Genomic DNA, 19,043 nt, shown 5'->3' on the forward strand with positions numbered 1-19,043 from the left:
TCATGTTCCATGCCACCGGCCCACGTGCTGCCTGCGCGCGGCATCGCCTGCTCACGACGCGTGACAGTCTGCATCGCGCACGGCGCAAATCACGTCGAACGATGGTGACGGAATCGCGCGGCAGCATGACGCCTCGACTCCCGCAACGGAAGCCACCACGGCGCTTTCACGAAAATGGCATGTGAGTTGCTGAAAGACGCGCATGACCTCGAACACTTCCCCCCTTCGTGGACGTGCCCGTTCTGCCCGCTGTTATGCGATCGTCTTTCGATCGGCACGGACACGGCCTTGACGCTGAGCGGCACCGACTGTCCGCGCGCCGCGCGCGCACTCGCGCAGTTCGGCCCGCATCCCGCCGAGGCGCGGCCGCATCTCAACGGCCAGCCGCTTGGATTCGCCGATGCCACGGGCGTCGCGGCGCAATGGCTCGCGCAGGCGAGGCAGCCGCTGTTCGCGGGCATGGCTACCGACGTTGCGGGCACGCGCGCGCTGTATCGGCTTGCCAACGCGAGCGCCGCGATCATCGACCATGCACATGGCCGCTCGCTGATGCGCAGCCTCACGGCGATGCAGGATCGCGGCGCATTCACGACGACGCTCTCCGAAGTGCGCGCGCGCGCCGACCTGATCGTCTGCTTTGGACCGACGCCATCGACGCGTTACCCGGCGTTTTTCAGCCGCTGCGGTGTCGGTGCGATGCCGCGCGATGCAGCGGGCCCTGCCCGGCGTGAAGTGATCTTCGTCGGCGGCGCAATCGATGCCGGCCTCGAACGCAACGCACACGCGGATACGGTCGTCCAGCGTGCCGTGCCCGTGCAAGACGATCTGTACGAGACGATTGCGCTGCTGAACGCACGTGTCGATCCGCTTCTGCGCGGCAAACCCATGCCGGACGTCGCGCCCGCGATCGAGGCGCTTGCAGCCCGCATGCTGGAAGCGCGTTACGTCACGCTCGTGTGGAATACGGCCGACCTGCCGGGAGAGCACGCGGCGCTGCTCGTCGAAGGGCTCGACCGTCTGACCAAGTCGATCAACCTCACGACCCGCGCGGGGTGTCTCGCGCTTGGCGGCGACGATGGTGCCGCCACCGTCAACCAGACGCTGACGTGGATGTCCGGTCTGCCGCTACGCACGGGTGTTCATCGCAGCGGCCTCGAACACGATCCGCATCGCTACGACACGGCGCATCTGCTCGACGACGAGGCCGTCGATGCGCTCGTCTGGGTCGCGAGCTTCGGCGCCGACCTGCCGCCGCCGCAAGGCGGCGTGCCGGCGATCGTGCTCGGTCATCCCGGCCTCGCCCCGATATGCGCGGATCGGCAAGCGCCGACGCTGTTCATTCCCGTGTCGACGCCCGGCATCGGCTCCCCGGGACACCTGTTTCGCGTGGACGGCGGTATCGTGCTGCCGCTCGTGCCGATCTATGAAGACACGCTGCCCGGCGTCGCGCAGGCGGCCGCACAGATTGAACAGTCGCTCAGGGCGTCACGGACGAATGCAGACCCGGCAACGATGTCCGCTCCGAAGGAGACCGCCCGATGAGCACGTTCCGCTTGCGCGGTGGCCGAGTGTACGATCCCGCTTCACGCATCGACGGGCAGATCTCGGACGTCTGCGTGCGCGACGGCAGGATCGTCGCGCTGCACGAACAGGAGCCCGTCGATTGCGAATACGACGCGTCGGGCATGATCGTGATGGCGGGCGGCATCGACATGCATTCGCATATCGGCGGCGGCAAGGTGAATCTCGCGCGCCTGCTGCTGCCGGAAGATCATCGCAACCGCCCCCCGCCGGAGAATCCGCTCGAACTCGCATCGTGCGGCGACTGCACGCCCGGCACGTTCGCGACGGGCTACCGTTATGCCGAGATGGGCTATACGGCCGCGTTCGAGCCCGCGATGATCGCGTCGAACGCACGTCACACGCACCTCGAAATGGGCGACACGCCGATCATCGATCACGGCGCCTACGTGATGCTCGGCAACGACGAACTGTTTCTGCGCATGCTGGCCGAGCACACCGACTATGAGCGTTTGCGCGATTACGTCGGCTGGTCGATCAACGCGAGCCGCGCGCTCGGCGTGAAGGTGGTGAACCCCGGCGGCATCTCGGCGTTCAAGTTCAACCAGCGCAGCCTTGACGTCGACGAGCATCACACGCACTACGGCATCACGCCGCGCAATGTGCTGCACGTGCTCGCACGCGCGCTGACCGATCTCGGCGTGCCGCATCCGCTGCATATCCATGCGAGCAATCTTGGCGTGCCCGGCAATATCGATTCGACGCTCGCCACCATCGACGCGCTCGAAGGTCTGCCCGGCCACCTCACGCATATCCAGTTCCATAGCTACGGCAACGACGGGCCGAAGAAATTTTCGTCGGCGGCGCATCGCATTGCCGAGGCCGTCAACGCGAACCCGAATATCTCGATCGACGTCGGCCAGATCATGTTCGGCCAGACGGTGACAGCTTCGGGCGACACGATGAAGCAGGTCAGACAGGCCGCATTCGCTTCGCCGCGCAAGTGGATCGCGGGCGATATCGAATGCGACGCGGGCTGCGGCGTGGTGCCGTTCCGTTACCGCGAAACGAGCTATGTCAACGCGCTGCAATGGACGATCGGCCTCGAACTGTTTCTGCTCGTGAAGAACCCGTGGCAGATCACGCTCACCACCGATCATCCGAACGGCGGCCCCTTCACGAGCTACCCGCATCTGATCCGCCTGCTGATGGACAAATCGTTCCGCGACGAACAACTGGCGAAGCTGCATCCCGATGTCGCCGCGCAATCGCCGCTTGCGAGCCTCACGCGCGAACTCGATTTCAACGAGATCGCGATCCTCACGCGTGCCGCGCCCGCTCGCCTGCTGGGACTCGCCGACCGCGGCCGGCTCGATGCGGGCGCCGCCGCCGATATCGCCGTATACCGCGAGCATCCCGACCGCGAAGCGATGTTCCGCACGCCGGCCTGGGTGTTCAAGGACGGCGAGCTGGTCGCACGCGAAGGCCGCATCGTCGCGACGCCTGCGGGCGGCACGCACTATGTCGAGCCGGAGTTCGACCGTTCGATCGAAAAGGTCGTCGAGGACTACGGCGACGCTTACCTCGCGACCAACATGCGGCGCGCGTCCATCAGCCGCGACGAACTCTGTCTGTGCGGCAATGGCGGACGCCTTCTGCCCGCTGCGTGCGGCATCCATCGTCAATCGCATGCGGAGTCCGCGACATGAGTGCGACAACTTCGCCGCGCAGCGTGCGCGGCGTGTCGATCGACGACACCTTCGCCGAAGCCTTCCCGATGAAAGCGACCCGCCTCATCGTCACCGCGCGCGATGCAACGTGGGCGCGTAATGCGGCACTCGCGGCCACGGGTTTTGCGACCTCGGTGATCGCGTGCGGCTGCGAAGCGGGCATCGAGCGCGAGCTGTCGCCCGACGAGACACCCGACGGCAGGCCCGGCGTCGCGCTGCTGCTGTTTTCGATGTCGGGCAAGGAGCTCGCGAAACAGGTCGAGCGCCGCGTCGGACAGTGCGTGCTGACCTGCCCGACGACGGCCGTGTTCGGCGGAATCGGGCATGGCGAGCCGATTGCGCTCGGCAAGAATCTGCGCTTTTTCGGCGACGGCTGGCAGATTGCGAAGATGATCGACGGCAAGCGCTACTGGCGCGTGCCCGTGATGGACGGCGAGTTCGTCGCCGAGGAAACCACCTCGGTCGTCAAGGGCGTGGGCGGCGGCAATCTGCTGTTTCTTGCGCGTGATACCGATGCTGCGCTGCGTGCCGCGCAGACAGCCGTGCGCGCGATGCGCGATGTGCCGAACGTGATCATCCCGTTTCCCGGCGGCGTCGTGCGCTCGGGATCGAAGGTCGGCTCGAAGTACGCGGCCCTGCCCGCCTCGACCAATGACGCATTCTGTCCCGGCCTTGCCGAACTCGCGGCACGCACCGAACTGCACGGCGACGTGCGCAGCGTGCTGGAGATCGTGATAGACGGATTGAGCGAAGCGGATGTGGCCGCGGCGATGCGCGTCGGCATCGACGCCGCGACGGGAGAAGACGCGGGTGTTGCACATGGCCTCATGCGGATTTCGGCGGGCAACTACGGCGGCAAGCTCGGGCCGTTCCATTTCCATCTGCATCAGTTGTGCGATCCATCGAGTGATCGACTGCATGAAGCGCCGGAGGGCCGATGAAGCGCATCACGTTACGTCTGAAACAAGCACCCGCGTTGCGCATCGATGCACGCGAACTGCTGCCCGCGCGGCTCGCGGAACTCGCCGCGCAGGACATCTGCGCGATCGCGCTGTGGCATGGCGCGGAACGGATCAGCGTGGGCGATCTGTTCGCAGTGGAGATCGGCGAAAGCACGCGCGAGGCTCCACAACTCGTGCTCGAAGGCGACATGCAGCGCTTCGACCGGATCGGTGCGCGCATGAACGCGGGTCACATGCTCGTCGACGGCAATGCGGGCGATTTCGCGGGCTTGCAGATGGGCGCGGGAACGCTGCTCGTCGCGGGCGACTGCGGCAGCTTTGCGGGATGCGAGCTGACGGGCGGACGTATCGAGATTCGCGGCAAGACGGGCGACTTTGCGGGCGCCGCGCTGCCGGGCGACATGGACGGCATGCGCGGCGGCACGCTCGTGATTCACGGCGACGCAGGCGCGCGACTCGGCGATCGCATGCGTCGCGGCACGATCGCGGTGTTCGGCTCGGCGGGCGCGTTCGTCGCGTCGCGGATGGTCGCGGGCACCATCGCAATTGCGGGCAAGGCCGGAGAACATCCCGCGTTCGGCATGCGGCGCGGCTCGCTGGTGCTGCTCGATCACACGTGGCCCACGACCCGGCGTTTTGCCGAAAACAGCAGCGATATCGACGTATTCTGGCGGCTGCTCGTACCGACGCTCGCGCGCGAAGGCGGCGCATTCGCGATGCTGTCGCGTGCGCACGCGCCCAAGCGCTTGCGCGGCGACGTGTCGGTGCAGGGCAAGGGCGAAATCCTCTTGCCCGCCTAGGCTTCCATCGCCACCCGCTCGCCCGCCTCGTGTGCGCCGCTCACGAGGCTGTCCCTGAACGCCGACGCCGCCGTCGACAGCTGCTTGCTCTCGCGATGCACGAGATACAGATACCGCACGATGGGGAAATGTTCGACGTCGAGCACCTTGAGCCGCAGCGTTTCGAGTTCGGCCATGACCGTCGCGAGGGGCACGACTGACAGGCCCATGCCTGCCTGCACGGCCCACTTGATCGCCTCGTTGCTGCTCACTTCCATGCCGGGCCGAAAACTGATGCGGTGCTCGGCGAAGAAGCGCTCCATCGCGCGACGCGTGCCGGAACCCGACTCGCGGACGAGAAAGGTCTCTCGCTCCAGCGCTTCGAGTGCGATGCGGCGCTCGCGCACGAGGGCATGATCGGGCGGCGCAATCATCACGAGGGGATTTCTCGCGACGCGCACGGCTGCGAGACCTTGCCCTTCGGGCGGCAGCCCCATGATCGCGAGATCGGTCTCGTTGTTCGCCAGCTCGTTCAGCACGCACTCCCTGTTCCCCACCGAAAGACTCACCCTTACGCCGGGAAACGCTCGCGTGAACTTCGCGATCAGCTGGAGCGCAAGCGGATTGGCCGTGCCGCTCACCACCGACACTTTCAGCTTGCCCTGCTTCATGTCGCGCAACTGGTCGAGCGACGTTTCGAGCACGGACAGCTGCTGCTGAAGCAGACGCGTGTGGCTGTATAGCTCCTTGCCTGCCGCAGTCAGGAAAACGCGCCGCCCGACCTGCTCGAAGAGCGGCATGCCGATGCTCGTTTCGAGCTGCTTCAGTTGCGACGAAACGCCGGGTTGCGTCAGATGAAGCTCTTCCGCAGCGCGCGAAAAACTCAGATGCCGCGCGCTCGCTTCGAACACGCGCAGCTGACGCAAAGTGAGATGCAGCATCTCGCTCCCTATCCTCCCGAATGCAGCCGGAACCGCTCGATTTCACGTCTCAACTCTACCAGCCGGGACTATGCCCGCAATGCCCATGAGGGAGTACTCCGCAGGGCTTTACGCCCGCCCGGCAAGGCTCGCACGCGTGGTTATGGGTCGGATAAGTAACCCGAATGAGTGTTTTGCGCGGCACGCCACTACCATCGTTTCAACAGGAATGCGAAGGGGACGCGCAAACCGTCTGGCCCGTCCCGTCCACTCAAGAGAGGTTCATCCATGTTCAGCTACAAAAACACGCTCGCCGTCACCGACCCGGAACTGCAGCATGCGATCGCGGCAGAAACGCAGCGCCAGCAGGATCACATCGAGCTGATTGCATCGGAAAACTACACGTCGCCGGCCGTGCTCGAAGCGCAGGGATCGCAGCTCACCAACAAGTACGCGGAAGGCTATCCCGGCAAGCGCTACTACGGCGGATGCGAACACGTCGACGTGGTCGAGCAGCTCGCAATCGATCGCGCGAAGCAGCTGTTCAACGCCGAACACGCGAACGTGCAGCCGCACTCGGGATCGCAGGCGAATCAGGCCGTGTATCTGTCGGCGCTCAAGCCGGGCGACACGATTCTCGGCATGTCGCTCGCGCATGGCGGGCACCTCACGCATGGCGCGTCGGTGAACGTGAGCGGCAAGCTGTTCAATGCGGTGTCGTATGGACTCGATGAGAAGACGGAAGAAATCGACTACGACGCAGCCGAGCGGCTCGCGCACGAACACCGGCCGCGCATGATCGTCGCGGGCGCATCCGCGTATTCGCTGGTGATCGACTGGCAGCGCTTCCGAGCGATCGCCGACAGCGTCGGCGCGACGCTCCTCGTCGACGTGGCGCACTACGCCGGTCTCGTCGCGGCAGGTCTCTACCCGAGCCCGGTCGGCATCGCCGACTACGTGACCACCACTACGCACAAGACGCTGCGCGGTCCGCGCGGCGGTCTGATCCTCTCGCGCGCCGACACCGCGAAGGCGATCGATTCGACGATCTTCCCCGGCATCCAGGGCGGCCCGCTGATGCACGTAATTGCGGGCAAGGCAGCGGCGCTGCGCGAAGCGATGACGGACGAGTTCCGCCAGTACCAGCAACAGGTGCTCGTCAACGCACGCACCATCGCGCAGACGCTGCAGCAGCGCGGCTTGCGGATCGTGTCGGGGCGCACCGATTCCCACGTGTTTCTCGTCGACCTGCGCGCGAAGAACGTGACGGGCAAGGAAGCGGAAGCCGCGCTCGGCCGTGCGTTCATCACGGTCAACAAGAACGCGATTCCGAACGATCCGCAAAAGCCCTTCGTCACGAGCGGCGTGCGCATCGGTTCGCCCGCCATCACGACCAGGGGACTACGCGAAGCCGAAGCGGAGCAGCTCGCGCATCTGATCGCCGACGTGCTCGACGCGCCCGCCAACGATCTCGTGATCCGCCGCACCGCCGACGCCGTGCTCGCGCTCACCGCGAAGTTCCCCGTGTATCGCGACGCGCCCGACTCATTGCGCCACGATCCATCCGCAGCGCGCGACGACCGGGCAGCCGCCGGCCGCAGCGCACATTGAACCCTTCGAGCGACTTCTCAAGCCAATCAATCAAGGAGACACACCATGTCGAACACTTCAGGCTCGCGCGTTGCCGGACGCAACATTCTCGCCGTCCCCGGCCCGACGAACATTCCCGATGCCGTGCTGCGCGCGATGGTCGTTTCGATGGAAGACCACCGCTCGACGAAATTCCCCGAACTCGCGCACGGCCTGCTGTCCGACCTGAAAAAGATCTATCGGACGGCGGAAGGGCAGCCGTTCATTTTCCCGTCGTCGGGCACGGGTGCGTGGGAAGCGGCGCTCACCAACACGCTGTCGCCCGGCGACCGCGTGCTGGTGCCGCGCTTCGGGCAGTTCAGCCATCTGTGGGCCGACATGGCGCAGCGGCTCGGCTTCGATGTGGAGATTCTCGATGTCGACTGGGGCGAGGGCGTCCCCGTCGAACGGATCGCGGAGATTCTCGAGGCGGACGGGCAGCACACGATCAAGGGCATTCTCGCCTGCCATAACGAAACGGCGACGGGTGTGACCAGCGATATCGGCGCGCTGCGCCGCGCGATGGACGCAGCGGATCACCCGGCCCTGCTGTTCGTCGACGGCGTGAGTTCGATCGGCTGCATCGATTTCCGCATGGACGAATGGGGCGTCGATCTCGCCGTGACGGGCTCGCAGAAAGGCCTGATGCTGCCCGCGGGTCTCGGCATCCTGTGCGTGAGCCAGAAGGCGCTGAAGGCGATCAGCCACGCGAAATCGCGCCGCTGCTACTTCGACCTCGCCGACATGGTGCGCACCAACGCCACCGGCTACTTCCCGTACACACCCGCGCTGTCGCTGCTCTACGGGCTGCGCGCCGCGCTCGACCTGCTGTTCGAGGAAGGCCTCGAGAACGTCTTCGCGCGGCATCACTATCTCGCCTCGGGCGTGCGCGCCGCCGTCACGGAAGGCTGGGGGCTGTCGCTGTGCGCGAAGGCGCCCAGGTGGCATTCGGATACCGTGTCCGCGATCGTCGTGCCGGAAGGCGTCAATGGCGCGCAGGTGATCGACACCGCGTATCGCCGCTACAACCTCGCGCTCGGCGCGGGACTGTCGAAGGTCGCGGGCAAGGTGTTCCGCATCGGCCATCTCGGCGACCTGAACGAACTGATGCTGATGAGCGCGATCGCAGGCGCGGAAATGGCGATGCTCGATGCCGGTATCGACGTGTGTCCTGGCAGCGGCGTCGGCGCGGCCGGCCAGTACTGGCGCACGCACACGCCGGGCGCGCACGCGGTCCACGCGAACGCGCAGCCGGCCGCCGAACCCGCCCGTCGCCGCGTCGCCGCTGCCTGAGTGCCGAGTCCGGTGCAGGCGCATCGGACCGCACGTTTCCCGCTCACCTCACGGCACCCACGACACCATGCAACACGAAATCGTCTTTCTCGACCGTTCGACGCTGAATGCCGATGTGCGGCGCCCCGCGTTCGATCATCACTGGGTCCAGTATGCGTCGACCTCCGCGCACGAAGTCGAGCAGCGGCTCGACGGCGCCACCATCGCGATCACGAACAAGGTGCCGCTGCGGGCCAACGTGCTCGACCGGCACCCGTCGATCAAAATGATCGCGGTGGCGGCGACGGGCTACGACTGTGTCGATACCGCGTACTGCCGCGAGCGCGGAATCGCCGTCGCGAACATCCGCGGTTACGCGACGCACACGGTGCCCGAGCACACGTTCGCGCTGATGCTCGCGTTGCGGCGGAATCTGCTTGCCTATCGCAGCGACGTGCAGCGCGGACGCTGGCAACAGGCGCGGCAGTTCTGCTTCTTCGATCACCCCATCGCCGATCTGCATGGCGCGACGCTCGGCATCATCGGCGGCGGCGCGCTCGGCCAGGGCACGGCGCAGATCGCGCGCGGCTTCGGCATGCGCGTGATCTTCGCGTCGCACGACTCGCAGCGCACACGCGTGCCCGGCGCCGAATACGCGCCGCTCGACACGCTGCTGCGCACGTCCGACGTGATCTCGCTGCACGCGCCGCTCACCCCGGCGACACGCAACCTGATCGGTCTCGACCAGCTGCGCATGATGAAGCCCACCTGCCTGCTGATCAACACGGCGCGCGGCGGGCTCGTGTGCGAAGCCTCGCTGGCGACGGCGCTGAAGGAAGGCCTCATCGCCGGCGCGGGCTTCGACGTGCTGAGCCAGGAGCCGCCCGTCGCGGGCAATCCGCTGCTCGAACTCGATCTGCCCAACTTCATCCTGACCCCTCACGTCGCGTGGGCGTCCGACGACGCCATGCAATCGCTCGCCGATCAGCTGATCGAAAACATCGAGGCATTCGCACGCGGCGAGCCTCGCAATCTCGTGATCTGACGACGCAGGAATCACACGAAACCTACGCAATCCCAAGGAGACATCGACATGGACATTCACGAGTATCAGGCCAAAGATCTGCTGGCCGGCTTCGGCGTGCCGATCCAGCGCGGCGCGGTCGCCTACACGCCGGATCAGGCGGTGTACTGCGCAACGGAACTCGGCGGCTGGCACTGGGCCGTCAAGGCGCAGATCCACTCGGGCGCGCGCGGCAAGGCGGGCGGCATCAAGCTGTGCGAGACCTATCACGACGTGCACGAAGCAGCGACCTCGCTGTTCGGCAAGCAACTCGTGACGACGCAGACGGGTCCGGAAGGCAAGGTCGTCGAGCGTGTGTACGTGGAGGTCGCTGAGAAGTTCGAGCGCGAAATCTATCTCGGCATCGTGCTGGACCGGAAGGCTGAACGCGTGCGCGTGATCGCATCGGCACAGGGCGGCATGGACATCGAGGACATCGTGCACACGAATCCCGAGGCCGTGCACCAGATCGTGGTCGAACCCGCCGTCGGCCTGCAGCCCTTCCAGGCACGCGAGATCGCCTTCGGTCTCGGCCTGAACATCAAGCAGGTGAGCCGCGCTGTCTCCACGATCATGGGCGCGTACCGCGCGTTCCGCGATCTCGACGCGACGATGGTCGAGATCAATCCCCTCGTCGTGACGACGGACGAACGCGTGATCGCGCTCGACGCGAAGATTTCGTTCGACGACAACGGCCTGTTCCGTCACCCGCACGTGTCCGAAATGCGCGACGCCGCACAGGAAGATCCGCGCGAAGCGGAAGCGGCCCAGTTCGGCCTGAACTACGTGGGGCTCGACGGCGATATCGGCTGCATCATCAATGGCGCCGGTCTCGCGATGGCCACGATGGACACCATCAAGTACGCGGGCGGCGAGCCCGCCAACTTTCTCGATGTGGGCGGCGGCGCCTCGCCCGAGCGCGTGGCGGCCGCGTTCCGGCTCGTGCTGTCGGACCAGAACGTGTCGGCCGTGCTCGTCAATATTTTCGCCGGCATCAACCGCTGCGACTGGGTCGCGGAAGGCGTCGTGCAGGCTGCGCGCGGGCTGAGAGTGCCCCTCGTCGTGCGGCTGGCGGGCACAAACGTCGAAGAAGGACGACGCATCATCAAGGAAAGCGGCCTGCCCATCATCGCGGCGGATTCGCTGCTGGAGGCCGCGCAAAAGGCCGTCGAGGCTTCCAAGGCGCACCGCGCGCGCCAGGCCGGCAACCACCGCTAAGGAGAACGGACATGAGCATCCTGATCGACGAAACCACCCGCGTCATCGTGCAGGGCTTCACGGGCGACAAGGCCTCGTTCCACGCGAAGGAAATGATCGCTTACGGCACCAGCGTGGTGGGCGGCGTGACGCCCGGCAAGGGCGGCAAGCATCACCTCGAGCGTCCCGTGTTCGACACCGTCAAAGACGCCGTGCGCGAAACGGGCGCGACCGCGAGCCTCGTGTTCGTGCCGCCGCCTTACTGCGCCGACGCCATCATGGAAGCCGCCGACGCCGGCCTGAAACTCGTCTGCGTGATCACCGACGGCATTCCGGCTCAGGACATGATGCGCGTCAAGCGCTATCTGCTGCGCTACCCGAAGGAAGCGCGCACGATGGTGGTCGGCCCGAACTGCGCGGGCATCATCAGCGCCGGCCGCGCGATGCTCGGCATCATGCCGGGCCATATCTACCGGCGCGGCAATATCGGCATCGTGTCGCGCTCGGGCACGCTCGGCTACGAAGCCGCCGCGCAACTGAACGCGCTCGGCCTCGGCGTCACGACGAGCGTGGGAATCGGCGGCGATCCCATCAACGGCAGCTCGTTCCTCGATCATCTGAAGCTGTTCGGGCAAGACCCCGAAACGGAAGCCGTCGTGATGATCGGCGAGATCGGCGGCCCGCAGGAAGCGGAAGCCGCGAAGTGGGTCAGCGAGCACATGACGAAGCCCGTCGTCGGCTACGTCGCGGGTCTCACTGCGCCGAAGGGACGGCGCATGGGACATGCGGGCGCCATCATCTCGGCGGCGGGAGACAGCGCGGCCGAGAAAGCGCAGATCATGCAGTCCTACGGTCTCGCCGTCGCACCCAGCGCGTCCGAGCTGGGTTCCACTGTTGCCTCTGTGCTCGAAAGCCATGTCACGCGCCGCGTTGCCTGACTGGGGCTACGGCATCGACACACAGCCCGACTCGCCGCGCGTCGAGGCTGTGCGCCCCCTTCATGCGGACAGGCACGCCGCCGTCGACGGGCTGCACAAGCTCGCGGCCGCGTCGGCGTCCCTGCCCGCGCTCAGTGCGGACGAATACGAACACGCTGTCATCGATCTGCTGTCGGAACTGCTGCGCGACATCGCGCGCGTCCGTCAGCCGGAAGTGGAACGCACGCTGCGCGGCGAGTCCGCGCACGAATCGATGAGCGAGCTGATGCGCGAGCGGATGGACGACCGCACCTCGCGCGTCGTGCTGCGGCGCATGCTGCAGGCACAGGGCATGTGGTTCCAGCTGCTCAGCATCGCGGAACAGAGCACCGCGATGCGCCGGCGCCGCGAGATCGAGATCGAAGGCGGCTATGACAGGCTGCCCGATTCGTTCGCGCGCGTGATTGCCGAAGTCGCGCAAGCGGGCGTTCCCGCCAGCGAAGTGCGCGACGTGCTGGGTCATATGAAAGTGCGGCCCGTGCTGACCGCGCATCCGACGGAAGCCAAGCGCGTCACGGTGCTCGAAATCCACCGGCGCATCTACCGGCGTCTGATGGAGCTCGAATCGCCGCGCTGGACGCCGCGCGAACGCTACACGCTCGTGCTCGCGCTGAGAAACGATATCGAGCTGTTGTGGATGAGCGGCGAACTGCGGCTCGAAAAGCCCACGGTCGCACAGGAAGTCGCGTGGGGTCTGCACTTTTTCGGCGAGACGCTGTTCGAAGCCGTGCCGCTGCTGTTCGCCAAGCTGGAGAGCGCGCTCGAGCGCCACTATCCGGGCGAACGCTTCGACATGCCGCGCTTTTTCCAGTTCGGTTCGTGGATAGGCGGCGACCGCGATGGCAATCCTTTCGTCGACGACAGCGTCACGCGCGCGACGCTGCATGAGAACAGACTCGCGTGCCTGAAGCGCTACCGGCTGCGTCTCGTCGAACTGGCGCAGACGCTGAGCATCACATCGGAGGCGCTGCCCGCACCGGACAGTTTCCACGAAGCGCTCGCGCGTGCGCTGATGGCGAGCGGCGAACCGACGTCGATCGCGTCGCGCAATCCAGGCGAACTGTTCCGTCAATATCTGACGTGCATCCTGCGCAGGCTCGATGCGTCGCTCGCCAACGCGAGCCGCCCCGCCGACAGCGCGCCCGTGCAGGGCGGCTACACCAGCGCCGACGAACTGGCCGCCGACCTGCTCGTGATCGAGCAGACGCTGCTTGCGACGGAAAGCGGCCAGCTGGCGCGCATGTTGATCCGCCCGTTGCGTCACGAAGTGGAGACGTTCCGCTTCAGCACCGTGCAGCTCGATCTGCGTCAGAACACGACCGTGATCGAACAGGCGCTGCACGGCCTGTGGCGCGCGACCTGCGGCGCGTCGGGCGAGCCGCCCGCGAGCGATTCGCCCGAATGGAAGGCGTGGCTTTTGAGCGAACTGGCCCAGCCTTCGGACAGCGAAGCCGACCGCGAGCGCCGCTTCCAGTCGCTGCCGCCCGACGAGGCCCAGACGCTGCAGATTTTCCGCACGGTTCGGGAGATGCGTCAGCAGGTGGATCGCAACGCATTCGGCGCGTTCATTCTCAGCATGACGCATCGCGCGAGCGACGTGCTCGGCGTCTATCTGCTCGCGAAGGAAGCCGGTCTTTTCTCCGACGCGGCGGGCACCGAAAGCTGCACGCTGCCCGTCGTGCCGCTGCTCGAAACCATCGACGACCTGCGCCGCGCGCCTGAAATCCTGCGCGAACTGCTGGCCGTGCCGATGGTCCGGCGCAGCATCCGCGCACAAGGCGGCGTGCAGGAAATCATGATCGGCTATTCCGATTCGAACAAGGACGGCGGCTTCTTCGCGAGCAACTGGGAGCTGTCGAAGGCGCAGACAAAGATCAGGCGCCTCGGCCGCGAGCTGGGCATCGCGATCGCGTTCTTCCATGGCCGCGGCGGTTCCGTGAGCCGGGGCGGCATCGCGGCAGGCCGCGCGATTGCCGCGTTGCCCGCCGGCTCGGTCGACGGACGCTTTCGCGTCACCGAACAGGGCGAAGTGGTGTCGTTCAAGTACGCGAATCGCGGCACGGCGCAGTATCACGTCGAGTTGCTGGCGTCGAGCGTGCTCGAACATACGCTGAAGTCGGAGCGCGAAGACGCGTTGCTGCCCAAGGGCGAATTCGACGAAGCGATGGAGGCGCTCTCGGGCGCGTCGCGGGCCGCGTACGCGAAGTTCATCGAGCAACCCGGCATGCTCGCGTATTTCCAGGCGGCGAGCCCGCTCGAAGAACTGTCGATGCTCAACATGGGCTCGCGCCCCGCACGCCGATTCGGTGCGAAGAGTCTGCAGGATCTGCGCGCGATTCCCTGGGTGTTCGCATGGGCCCAGAACCGTCACGCGCTGACGGGCTGGTATGGCGTGGGCAGCGCGATCGACGGCTTTCTCTCCGTGCGGCAGGAGCGCGGACTCGATCTGCTGCGGCGCATGTTCAACGAATCGCGGCTCTTCAGGCTTGTCATCGACGAAGTCGAAAAAACGCTCGCGCAGGTCAACCTGGAGATTGCGCGCGAATACGCGAGCCTCGTTCCCGATGAGCAGATTCGCGACTCGATCTTTACGCAGATCGAAGCCGAATACCAGTTGACGGTGAAGTTGATGCAGACCGTCACAGGTTCGTCGGGGCTGGGCACGCGCTTTCCGAAGTTCAGTGCCCGCCTGCAGCGCCGGCTGCCCGCCATCGACCTGATCAGCCGGCAGCAGATCGAGCTGCTTCGCCTCTACCGTTCGGCGCAGACGGAGCGGCAGCGGCGCGCGTATCAGGTGCCGCTGCTGCTGTCCATCAACTGCATTGCATCGGGATTCGGTGCGACGGGCTGAGCGCCCGCGCCCGAACCCTCAACGATTGCCTACAGGAGAACGTCCATGAGCTTCACTGTCATCGAGCCGGCCAAGGCGCGGCTGCACCGTTCGGAACTGGCCGTCCCCGGCTCGAATACCGCGATGTTCGAGAAGGCCGCGCGCTCGGCCGCTGATATCATCTTTCTCGATTGCGAAGACGCCGTCGCGCCGGACGACAAGGAGCAGGCGCGCAAGAATATCGTCGAAGGGCTTAACGAGATCGACTGGGGCACCAAGACGATGATGGTGCGCATCAACGGGCTCGATACGCATTACATGTATCGCGACGTCGTCGATATCGTCGAAGCGTGCCCGCGTCTCGACATGATCCTGATTCCGAAGGTCGGCGTGGCCGCCGACGTCTATGCCGTCGACATGCTCGTCACGCAGATCGAGGCCGCGCGCCGCCGTACGAAAAGGATCGGCTTCGAAGTGCTGATCGAAACCGCGCTTGGCATGGCGAACGTGGAGAGCATCGCGCAATCGAGCCGCCGGCTGGAGGCGATGTCGTTCGGCGTCGCGGACTACGCGGCGTCGACGCGTGCGCGCACGACGGTGATCGGCGGCGTGAATCGCGACTACGGCGTGCTCACCGACAAGAACGAGCGCGGCGAGCGCGACTACTTCTGGGGCGACCAGTGGCATGCCGCGCAAACGCGGATGATGGTGGCGTGCCGCGCGTATGGGCTGCGTCCCATCGACGGCCCGTTCGGCGATTTCAGCGACCCCGACGGCTACGATGCGGCCGCGCGCCGCGCTGCCGTGCTGGGCTATGAAGGCAAGTGGGCGATCCATCCGTCGCAGATCGAACTCGCCAATCGCGTGTTCACGCCCGCCGAAGCTGAAGTCACGAAGGCACGCCGCATCATGGACGCGATGGCGCAGGCCGCGAAGGAAGGCAAAGGCGCCGTTTCGCTGGATGGCCGTCTGATCGACGCCGCGAGCATCCGCATGGCCGAGGCGTTGCTCGCGACGGCGGATGCGATTGGGAATAGCAGGTAGTGGGAATGTGAAGGGCGGCCTGCGGGCCGCTACCTGCCTTTTTCAATTTGGCTCTGGGATTTCCAGCCCCTGGTCTTCAACCGTTGCAGTCTGACATGCAACCGATGAGCAACCACACTCTGTCTTGCGTCCGTGCAATGCGACGCGTTCGCCGCCTATCGTGAGTGTCGGGTGTGCCTCGATGACCTTGTTGATCCCGTGCGATGGCCCATCAGGATACGTATCCGACATATATTCTGTGGCTACGAGATTTATCGAGGTTTCACCAGATCGTGGTCAATCGCTCTCCTGTTCGGAGTCGTCGTTCGGGTAGGATGGATAGGTCGTTGCTATCTTGCCTTTGATGTACTGAACGCGTGCGCGATATGCATTCAGCAAGCACGCATTGTCGGTGCAAACGTTGCGCACCTTCCGAATCCAGTTGAGCTGGTCGAGACGAACCGGATCCTGATACGAAATCTCTTTTGAATCGGTCAGCAGCATCGCGACGTAGCCCCGATTGACCGTCGCGTCCAGATTCACCAACTCCCGATTGTTGCAGATCAGGTGCTCGACGTTTGTGACGGCCTTCGTGCAATCAAAACTCTGTTCGGCGTTCGTGGGCGCCTGCGTCTGGTGCTCGAACAGATACGCCCAAGAGCCGTCGACCAGCAGCATTTCATCCGGCGACTTGTAGATAGTGGCGTAATGCAGCCCCGAACAGAGAGGTGCGTCGGCGCCGCCGAGAAGGTAAGTATCGGTCTGCGCGCGACCTTTTGAATGGAATCTGCTGCTCAGGAACGCCTTGAAGGCGTCCAGGGACCCGAAGTCGTGCGAGATGGTAGGGTCGACGTAAAAGCTCATTCGCTTGTTGATTTTGACGCCGCATTTTGTGCCGGTCTCGTGGTATGTAAATGCCTTGCCGTCGAATGTGAGGTATCCAGCCATCACTGGATTGACCGGAAATGATAGACGGTGAAAATCGCTCCCCTGCTCGAATTGTGCGGCACCTGTCATTCGATAAACGTCTTGAGCTGCTGCATAACTCGACGGCAGGAGCGTCGATATCAGAATGACCAACCACTGTGAGAGTACTTTGATTATGGAAATAGACATTGTTCGTTCAGTGGTTGGAGTTGTAAACATTCAAGAACAACATGTCACACAATGTTCAACTCATCTCTAGACATATAAATTCGGTGAGTCGGCACACGACTGGCAGTCATTTCGCGCGTTCAGGTTGTAGTCGATCACATTCGGCATCGCACCCGGACGTTTCTCGCAAGACCTTGTCATGGGCCGATTTCGGCAGCGCGGTCATCTGCTATGAGCACTGCACCGCGGGACGTTTTCGTGCCGTCACCCACGAGCGCCGTCCCGTTCATTGAAGGCTTCGTTACCTTCAACAATCAAGGACTCACCGTTACACCGTCAGCAGGACACACGATATCCGCGCCGCGTTATCGTGCGCCCGTTAAGGTCCGCCCCCTCATCCGCCAAGCACTGTCCCGCCATTCCGTTCAGCATAAAAATGCCTTATTGTTCGAATTTCACGCTTTTCAAAAGTTCAATGACTTCCTTCTCGGTGCTGCTGGAAGGATTGAATGGAGGATAGTTGACGATGCCACCACCAAAGATCGAGACGCCATTATGTGCGGAAAGGCAATAACCCAGATAACGGTGCCGGTATTGCATAGCTCCGCTCGTATCGGTGCTCACGTACAATGCGCCCCGCGTTCCCCCTCGGTCTAACGTGACCACTATTGGATTCGAACTCAGCCGCGTGTGGCGATCGACGTCATGTGGCAAATCAACAGGTTTCCATTTATTGCGAGCGTATTCCAGATTAGCAAACTTCTTGCAAGCCTGTTCAAGACTTATTTTTTCGCATTTGAAGCTAAGCGAAATGTCGTTCGATCCGCGCCTGGCGCTGGTCTCTTTGTAATACGTTGCGTAGGCTTCGTTGAATGTATTCAGATCTGACGAATCATCCTTGCGGCTATTATCATTCAAATTTCCGCCATATTTGTCGTAGATCGAAACATGACATTCTCCCGAAAATACTGTCTTTCGGCCGATCGAGTGTAAGCCGCCCACAAGTGGATCAGCAATTGTAATTGCGGGCAAAGTAATTGCAAAAATCAAACCCAGGTTCGCTACAAACCGTATCATCACAGTCGTCTCAATTCAAAAAAATCAGGGACATCCGAAAGCGGGCGCGTTGAGTCCGTCGAAGGGAAAAGGGGGATGTCTGTAAAGACCACGAGTGCGTTCGTGTAACAAGAATAACGCTCCTGCTCACCATTTACTTTCGGATGTTCTGTCTTTGAGCCCTTCTTCATTCCGTAGATGTAGCCTGGTGCGTTGACGTATGATGCAACGCGTCGGTTTGTTTCATTCTCGTAGTACCCATGACTCCCAACGGCAATTCGTTTGTTTTCATTTGGAGTATCTGCGAAGTAAGCCGCCTTTTCCGACAAGTGCGCGTCTCCCGAAAATTGCCCAAGAATCCAATAGAATCCGGCACTCTGAGTTGCATCATCTGGAATCGTGCCTACATCCTCACGCTTCTTCGCGACGGATCGGTTTGTGACTGGTTCCTCATGCGCTGGCCCCCTTACCGCGGCGAATGAGGGCAGCGGCACCCGATGTCGTCTCGTGACCCTCACTGGTTCTCATCTTTTTTGATGTCCTGGTTGATCAGCAATTGCAACGTACATTAGCCGTAAATTGAACGACAAGGCGCGGGCGAAAAGCTATCAGAAAAGTTCTAAATTCTCATTCTTTGATTCGTTATGCAAAATGAATGCTAGCTATACATCATAGAAAGGCCGCAGAATCGATAGCCGCGCACGACGATTGATCGGTGTCTTGACCTTACGCGGCCGCACCGTTAACGGCGTTTATCAGGGAATCTGTAGCCCTGTGATTCTCTATGATGTGGGCCGGGTCACTCCCGCATACGCAAAACTGTCCGCGTGTCTGCGCGCGCTTGCGTGAACGGCTGAAATCGCCGCCCAATAAAAAACGACCCGGTCGCGCATGCAACCGGGTCGTCAAATCCTGACCTTCACGTCACTACGTTCCGTACCTCGGAAAAAACCACAACTGAACAGCATTGGCCCGAGGATCGCCCTTTT

14 protein-coding genes and 1 pseudogene are annotated in these 19,043 nt (G+C 63.7%); 11 read left to right on the forward strand and 4 right to left on the reverse strand.

The window, feature by feature from the left end; genetic code table 11:
- The first annotated feature begins 174 nt into the window (after positions 1 to 174).
- From FRZ40_RS40115 to FRZ40_RS40130, 4 genes are read left to right on the forward strand one after another with little or no spacing between them, the layout of a single operon-like run.
- Positions 175 to 1,542: a molybdopterin-binding domain-containing protein gene (locus tag FRZ40_RS40115; RefSeq protein ID WP_147237986.1), complete on the forward strand. Its 1,368-nt coding sequence runs from the start codon at positions 175 to 177 to the stop codon at positions 1,540 to 1,542.
- On the forward strand, positions 1,539 to 3,230 hold the full coding sequence (locus tag FRZ40_RS40120) for a formylmethanofuran dehydrogenase subunit A (RefSeq protein ID WP_147237987.1): 1,692 nt from the start codon (positions 1,539 to 1,541) through the stop codon (positions 3,228 to 3,230). The genes FRZ40_RS40115 and FRZ40_RS40120 overlap by 4 nt, the downstream gene beginning before the upstream one ends.
- A complete protein-coding gene (gene fhcD, locus FRZ40_RS40125) occupies positions 3,227 to 4,192 on the forward strand; it encodes a formylmethanofuran--tetrahydromethanopterin N-formyltransferase (RefSeq protein ID WP_147237988.1) in 966 nt (321 codons plus the stop codon). The genes FRZ40_RS40120 and fhcD overlap by 4 nt, the downstream gene beginning before the upstream one ends.
- Positions 4,189 to 5,013, forward strand: coding sequence for a formylmethanofuran dehydrogenase subunit C (locus FRZ40_RS40130; protein WP_147237989.1), 825 nt, complete (start codon positions 4,189 to 4,191; stop codon positions 5,011 to 5,013). Before fhcD ends, FRZ40_RS40130 begins: the two co-directional genes overlap by 4 nt.
- Here the strand turns inward: FRZ40_RS40130 and FRZ40_RS40135 are convergent.
- A complete protein-coding gene (locus FRZ40_RS40135; RefSeq protein WP_028367170.1) occupies positions 5,010 to 5,933 on the reverse strand; it encodes a LysR family transcriptional regulator in 924 nt (307 codons plus the stop codon). The genes FRZ40_RS40130 and FRZ40_RS40135 overlap by 4 nt on opposite strands.
- A gap of 267 nt (positions 5,934 to 6,200) precedes the next feature.
- On the opposite strand from FRZ40_RS40135, the gene glyA reads away from it, so the two are divergent.
- The 7 genes from glyA (at position 6,201) to FRZ40_RS40170 (ending at position 15,924) form a co-directional block, all read left to right on the forward strand.
- Positions 6,201 to 7,523: a serine hydroxymethyltransferase gene (gene glyA, locus FRZ40_RS40140; RefSeq protein WP_147237990.1), complete on the forward strand. Its 1,323-nt coding sequence runs from the start codon at positions 6,201 to 6,203 to the stop codon at positions 7,521 to 7,523.
- 45 nt (positions 7,524 to 7,568) lie between these two features.
- Positions 7,569 to 8,834 (forward strand): aminotransferase class V-fold PLP-dependent enzyme, encoded by a 1,266-nt coding sequence (locus FRZ40_RS40145; protein WP_147237991.1) that lies wholly within the window; start codon positions 7,569 to 7,571, stop codon positions 8,832 to 8,834.
- A 67-nt stretch (positions 8,835 to 8,901) separates the two neighbouring features.
- Positions 8,902 to 9,858 carry a D-2-hydroxyacid dehydrogenase gene (locus tag FRZ40_RS40150; RefSeq protein WP_147237992.1) on the forward strand — a complete coding sequence of 319 codons (957 nt, stop codon included), beginning with the start codon at positions 8,902 to 8,904 and terminating at the stop codon, positions 9,856 to 9,858.
- Between the two features lie 48 nt (positions 9,859 to 9,906).
- On the forward strand, positions 9,907 to 11,094 hold the full coding sequence (locus tag FRZ40_RS40155) for a malate--CoA ligase subunit beta (protein WP_028367174.1): 1,188 nt from the start codon (positions 9,907 to 9,909) through the stop codon (positions 11,092 to 11,094).
- Positions 11,095 to 11,105: 11 nt separating this feature from the next.
- Positions 11,106 to 12,011 (forward strand): succinate--CoA ligase subunit alpha, encoded by a 906-nt coding sequence (gene sucD, locus FRZ40_RS40160; protein ID WP_147237993.1) that lies wholly within the window; start codon positions 11,106 to 11,108, stop codon positions 12,009 to 12,011.
- Positions 11,989 to 14,901 carry a phosphoenolpyruvate carboxylase gene (locus tag FRZ40_RS40165; RefSeq protein WP_147237994.1) on the forward strand — a complete coding sequence of 971 codons (2,913 nt, stop codon included), beginning with the start codon at positions 11,989 to 11,991 and terminating at the stop codon, positions 14,899 to 14,901. The genes sucD and FRZ40_RS40165 overlap by 23 nt, the downstream gene beginning before the upstream one ends.
- A gap of 45 nt (positions 14,902 to 14,946) precedes the next feature.
- Complete coding sequence (locus tag FRZ40_RS40170; protein WP_147237995.1) at positions 14,947 to 15,924, forward strand: HpcH/HpaI aldolase/citrate lyase family protein; 978 nt, start codon at positions 14,947 to 14,949, stop codon at positions 15,922 to 15,924.
- 42 nt (positions 15,925 to 15,966) lie between these two features.
- On the opposite strand, the pseudogene FRZ40_RS40175 reads toward FRZ40_RS40170, so the two are convergent.
- From FRZ40_RS40175 to FRZ40_RS40185, 3 genes and pseudogenes are all read right to left on the reverse strand, one after another.
- Positions 15,967 to 16,149 (reverse strand): annotated as a pseudogene (locus FRZ40_RS40175) (PAAR domain-containing protein); the annotation flags it as partial.
- A gap of 51 nt (positions 16,150 to 16,200) precedes the next feature.
- Positions 16,201 to 17,019, reverse strand: coding sequence for a lysozyme inhibitor LprI family protein (locus tag FRZ40_RS40180; RefSeq protein WP_147237997.1), 819 nt, complete (start codon positions 17,017 to 17,019; stop codon positions 16,201 to 16,203).
- A 420-nt stretch (positions 17,020 to 17,439) separates the two neighbouring features.
- The gene (locus FRZ40_RS40185) at positions 17,440 to 18,078 is read right to left on the reverse strand and encodes a hypothetical protein (RefSeq protein ID WP_155995581.1); all 639 of its coding nucleotides are present in this window, start codon (positions 18,076 to 18,078) and stop codon (positions 17,440 to 17,442) included.
- Positions 18,079 to 19,043: the final 965 nt, after the last annotated feature.

It is taken from the genome of Paraburkholderia azotifigens (assembly GCF_007995085.1).
GTDB classification, from domain to species: domain Bacteria; phylum Pseudomonadota; class Gammaproteobacteria; order Burkholderiales; family Burkholderiaceae; genus Paraburkholderia; species Paraburkholderia azotifigens.

Excerpts from the sequence above, each read along its gene's own strand:
- FRZ40_RS40145 (WP_147237991.1), top strand. The coding sequence starts at position 7,569 with ATGTCGAACACTTCAGGCTCGCGCGTTGCCGGACGCAACATTCTCGCC.
- FRZ40_RS40130 (WP_147237989.1), top strand. The coding sequence starts at position 4,189 with ATGAAGCGCATCACGTTACGTCTGAAACAAGCACCCGCGTTGCGCATC.
- FRZ40_RS40165 (WP_147237994.1), top strand. The coding sequence starts at position 11,989 with ATGTCACGCGCCGCGTTGCCTGACTGGGGCTACGGCATCGACACACAG.
- fhcD (WP_147237988.1), top strand. The coding sequence starts at position 3,227 with ATGAGTGCGACAACTTCGCCGCGCAGCGTGCGCGGCGTGTCGATCGAC.
- FRZ40_RS40120 (WP_147237987.1), top strand. The coding sequence starts at position 1,539 with ATGAGCACGTTCCGCTTGCGCGGTGGCCGAGTGTACGATCCCGCTTCA.
- FRZ40_RS40180 (WP_147237997.1), bottom strand. The coding sequence starts at position 17,019 with ATGTCTATTTCCATAATCAAAGTACTCTCACAGTGGTTGGTCATTCTG.
- FRZ40_RS40115 (WP_147237986.1), top strand. The coding sequence starts at position 175 with ATGGCATGTGAGTTGCTGAAAGACGCGCATGACCTCGAACACTTCCCC.
- FRZ40_RS40155 (WP_028367174.1), top strand. The coding sequence starts at position 9,907 with ATGGACATTCACGAGTATCAGGCCAAAGATCTGCTGGCCGGCTTCGGC.
- FRZ40_RS40150 (WP_147237992.1), top strand. The coding sequence starts at position 8,902 with ATGCAACACGAAATCGTCTTTCTCGACCGTTCGACGCTGAATGCCGAT.
- sucD (WP_147237993.1), top strand. The coding sequence starts at position 11,106 with ATGAGCATCCTGATCGACGAAACCACCCGCGTCATCGTGCAGGGCTTC.
- FRZ40_RS40170 (WP_147237995.1), top strand. The coding sequence starts at position 14,947 with ATGAGCTTCACTGTCATCGAGCCGGCCAAGGCGCGGCTGCACCGTTCG.
- glyA (WP_147237990.1), top strand. The coding sequence starts at position 6,201 with ATGTTCAGCTACAAAAACACGCTCGCCGTCACCGACCCGGAACTGCAG.
- FRZ40_RS40135 (WP_028367170.1), bottom strand. The coding sequence starts at position 5,933 with ATGCTGCATCTCACTTTGCGTCAGCTGCGCGTGTTCGAAGCGAGCGCG.